Origin of the sequence: Halorubrum californiense DSM 19288, assembly GCF_000336875.1 — an archaeon.
GTDB classification, from domain to species: domain Archaea; phylum Halobacteriota; class Halobacteria; order Halobacteriales; family Haloferacaceae; genus Halorubrum; species Halorubrum californiense.
In genome coordinates this window covers 1-3890 of sequence record NZ_AOJK01000076.1, presented here as the reverse complement: position 1 = coordinate 3890, position 3890 = coordinate 1, and the positions used below count along the sequence as shown (strand labels likewise).

The 3890-nt window shown below is 51.3% G+C and carries 3 protein-coding genes and 1 pseudogene; 3 read left to right on the top strand and 1 reads right to left on the bottom strand.

Features of this window, described 5'->3' with window-relative positions:
* Positions 1-365 precede the first annotated feature (365 nt).
* The 3 genes from C463_RS18195 to C463_RS16195 all read left to right on the top strand — a co-directional run bounded on the left by C463_RS18195 (position 366) and on the right by C463_RS16195 (position 3102).
* The gene (locus C463_RS18195; RefSeq protein ID WP_008445948.1) at positions 366-1079 is read left to right on the top strand and encodes a CPBP family intramembrane glutamic endopeptidase; all 714 of its coding nucleotides are present in this window, start codon (positions 366-368) and stop codon (positions 1077-1079) included.
* Between the two features lie 64 nt (positions 1080-1143).
* Positions 1144-2544, top strand: a complete 1401-nt coding sequence (locus C463_RS19845; protein WP_239638926.1) for a DUF6498-containing protein — start codon at positions 1144-1146, stop codon at positions 2542-2544.
* A gap of 138 nt (positions 2545-2682) precedes the next feature.
* Entirely contained in the window at positions 2683-3102 is a 420-nt protein-coding gene (locus tag C463_RS16195) for a DUF5518 domain-containing protein (RefSeq protein ID WP_049906072.1), read from the top strand.
* A gap of 478 nt (positions 3103-3580) precedes the next feature.
* Here the strand turns inward: C463_RS16195 and C463_RS16190 are convergent.
* A pseudogene (locus tag C463_RS16190) lies at positions 3581-3890 on the bottom strand (IS5/IS1182 family transposase); the annotation flags it as partial.

Genomic DNA, 3890 nt, shown 5'->3' with positions numbered 1-3890 from the left:
AGAGCACATCTCTGAATTCTCTTGGCAGCGCACCTGACCCGAGTACAGAGTGACCCGATACCGACGCCTTCTGCGGATTCAACAGAGCACAATACTGCTGAAGAAATGATCGCGATCTCTATCGGTTCCGGCGATGAGAGTGAACCGATTGCTGTCCGGGTTGGCGAATCCTTCTCAGATTTCGGACAGCAAAACCAAACCAGTAGCTGAATTACGACGTTCAGTTTTTACTTTTTCTTTGGTTGAATATTTTATGAATACCTTACTTCTGACCGATAGGATTACTCTTGGAACACATAATGCCTCGTTTCTGGGCTTGAAACACGATTATACGTACTAAACATCAGAGACCATATTGAGTAGGTATGGCTGGGCAGACACAACCATTCCATCGTCAACTACAGATACGTACTCGATGTCAAAGCTTCGCAAGTGCGACGATTTTAGCAGCTTTCGGCGTCATCGCTGGGTTCATTAGCTTCATTCTTGTTGATCCCGTGTACGCATTTATATGGAGTGAGTGGGCGAGCCTTGGCAACCTCTTGGGCGGTTACGGCGTCCAACCAGGGATGGGAGTAGTCGCTTTAGCATACATCTGGTGGAAGGATGACTACAATCCACTCGATCGGATCCGGACGCCAACAACTGAGGGGATAGGATGGATAGTCTTCGGCGTACTCGGTTATGAAATAGCAGTAAGAGGAGTTACTCGCTTATTACCGATATTCGGTCTCACCCACGAGGGACACAACGGTGAAGCCGCGACTTGGCAGATACTTGTGGAACAGCCTGAACTGATCATTCCAGGGTTGGTAATCATGTTTGTTATCATGGCACCACTAGAGGAACTCCTGTATAGAGGGGTTATCCACGAGACGCTCACGGGAGCACTCGGATCACGCGGCCGAGTGCTCGTCAGCGCACTGCTGTTCGGTGGTATACACGTGTTCTTATCTGGTGGCTTCGTATCCTTGCTCTTCACCTCTATTTTTGGCCTTATACTGGGTGCTGCTTATGAACGAACTGAGAACTTAGCTGTGCCAATCCTGACCCACGCTGGCTTTTGGCTCGTATTTTAATAACCAACAGTCCCCTAATTGTATCACGGAGAGCTTTTTGTCGACGACCCGTATCACCTCTACCATGCGTGGCGTGCCCTCCAGAGTACCGGACCAGTCACTTGCGGATCTCGTCGTTATTTCTGCGAATCTACTCCCGTTGATCGGTGTGCTCAGCAGCGGCTGGAACGTCTGGACGCTCCTGAGTCTTTACTGGATTGAAGCGTTTAGTACGGTGCTACTTGGGACACTGAAGTCATTATTTGCAAAGCAAGGGTCGCCTGACGTTGTTGGTCAGCGCGAACCACTCCATGAACTTCGACACAAGCGGGGTGGCTGGCACCCTCTCTCAACGCTCCCTCCTGTGTATCCGAGAAATATGCCCTTTGCGCTCTCGATACTCGGTATTTGGGGATCTACCATTGTGCCAGTTACACTGGTTGCGTGGGCTACAATCGACACATCAGTAGTGCTCTCGGTGGAGGTGGCCATTAGCACTGGTGCGCTACTACTGGCACAGCTGATCGACTTTCGCGTTGACTATCTCGGGACCCGAAAGTACGAAGATGTGTCTGCGCGAGAAATTCTACAGCGACCAACACAGCTCACGCTGGCGATGATGTTCCTCGGTCTGATTGGATTGACAGCGACCCAGTCCGCAGACGTGGCTGTACTTGCAGGCTTTGTGATCATAAAGGCAATTCTCTCAGTGTCATGGGAATCTACTGGACCGATTGCAAGATCTTTACAATCGCTTTTCAATCGGTTGAGCCACGATCGCGAACTCAGCCGTCCGCAGCCAGAGCCGGCTCTCCCTGACGAACCTGTTCAGGCACGGGTAGGAGTTAGCACACGATCAGTATTACTGGGAAGCACAGCCACGATACTGTTGGCCGTTGTCAACCGCGGCGTTGCGCTACTCTTGCTGGGAGTTATCGCCGCGATCTATACAGGACATCTCATGTGGGGTAGTGTTGGCCTCGGCATACTGTTGTGCGTTTTTGCCGTCCGGGTTGGGAGCTATTATCTTCGATACGGCACCATCGAATACCAGCGACGCGGAGATGTCCTCGTCGCGTATGATACCGTACTTGATGCGCCACAGTGGATTGTGCCCGTTCATTCGCGGGCACGGTTTGAGATCAAGAACGCAATTCCAGACCGACTGTTCGATACGGGCACACTACGCGTCTCAAACGTCGAAGCGACGCCGACGAACACGGTCCAGTTTGGCCCTGTCGCAGACCTCGACCAAGCAATCGAAACGCTCGGGTTGCCCGTCAGACCTGAGGACCGCCCCGAGCGGGATCCCGCTGTCGTCGGCGCTGCGTTGCTACTCGGATTGGTTTTCGCTGGAGTTCCACTCATTTTGCTTGGATCCTCGCAGGTAAGTGAAGCAGAAGCAGCCGCCGTGTTAGTGCTTCTTGTGCCGTTCTTTATGATTTTGCTTGGTGTTCTCCTCTATGCGATGCTTGCTCGGATCTAACGGCTAAGCCGTGGCTGTATTCTCCTTTAGACGCTCAGCACCCATTCATTGCGCCTGTCTTGGACAAGTCCTCCTGTATCGGTTTCTGAGCCAGAAACACAGGAAATGGATTATATATCCAGTTCTACAATTCAGCATATGCCCTCAGATGCCCGCACCCACCGAATGCCACCGGTCTGGCGCGTTGCGGTTCTTGGAGCTTTAGCCGCACTCCCCGCCACTGCCATTGTAAACTGGCTTCCGAACTCCGAAGCGACCGTCGGTGGGGGGGTTATGATAGTTGGAGCAGTAATCGCGGGAGCCATTGCAGCAACTGACTCGGTAGATCCGAGTGCTGCTGGACTCCGTGCTGGATTTCTCGGCGGGGTTGTCGCAGTCTCTGTGTTTCTTCTCACAGAAGGCACGAGTATAATCTGGTCCCTCAATACGAGCGTATTTTTCGCCATTGCCGTCGTGATGCTTCTGAGTTTCACCCCGGTGTTCGGCCTGATTTTCGGTCGCATTGGCGGCTGGGTAGCACACACTGTCGCCGATTTTAGGGCCGACCGAGCATCGTGAGTGATGTTAAGTAACCTAGGTTATACATATTAAAACGAGAAGCCGCACGAGTCAAGTCGTGGGGGGCTCTGTTGAAATCCTATTCTTCAGACATAAACAGGGATGAAACAGCTGATCGCTGAAGAAAACGTATTGATTGTCATATATTCTGCCAACTCAGGGGATTGTCCGAGTAGCCGTGTAAAATACAATCAGCGAATACAGCACCGGTGTCTTGTTTTGATTTTAATGTACCACATATATCAATCGGTTGTATAATCAAAACCAGATAGTGTCCTCGAAGCATAATAAGATACTTTAATATGCTTGAAATAATATTACATAAAAATGTCCAAAATATTCGCTGGCTCAGATAATTCATTCATATCTGCTTGGCAGATATAGAAGCGGAGAAACAAGGAGTATGAGTCATTTGTCCTCGCGCAAGGAGACACAGTGGTCTTCAGAACTGCTGTGTTGAATAGATGCTGAGTCACGGCTACAGCGGCTCACACAGCGGTTCTATGTTGGTGATGGCGAACATCAAGACGATTTCACGGAACTGCCGATACCAGCCTAGCGTTCGCACGGCATCGCCGAGCGAGCGCTTTGTTTTCGAATACGATGTTTCCGCCATCCAGCGCTGAGAGTAGCCGTTTGCTCGGTTGAGTGCGTTAGTCGCAGTTGCGTTCGCTGAGGAGCCGCGGTAATGAACAAGGCACTCAACGTCATGTGCGGCGATTTCGTACTCGGTATGCCAGTCTTGGAAGCCGTTGTCGGCGGCGACGGACTGCAGGTCGTCCGCGTTT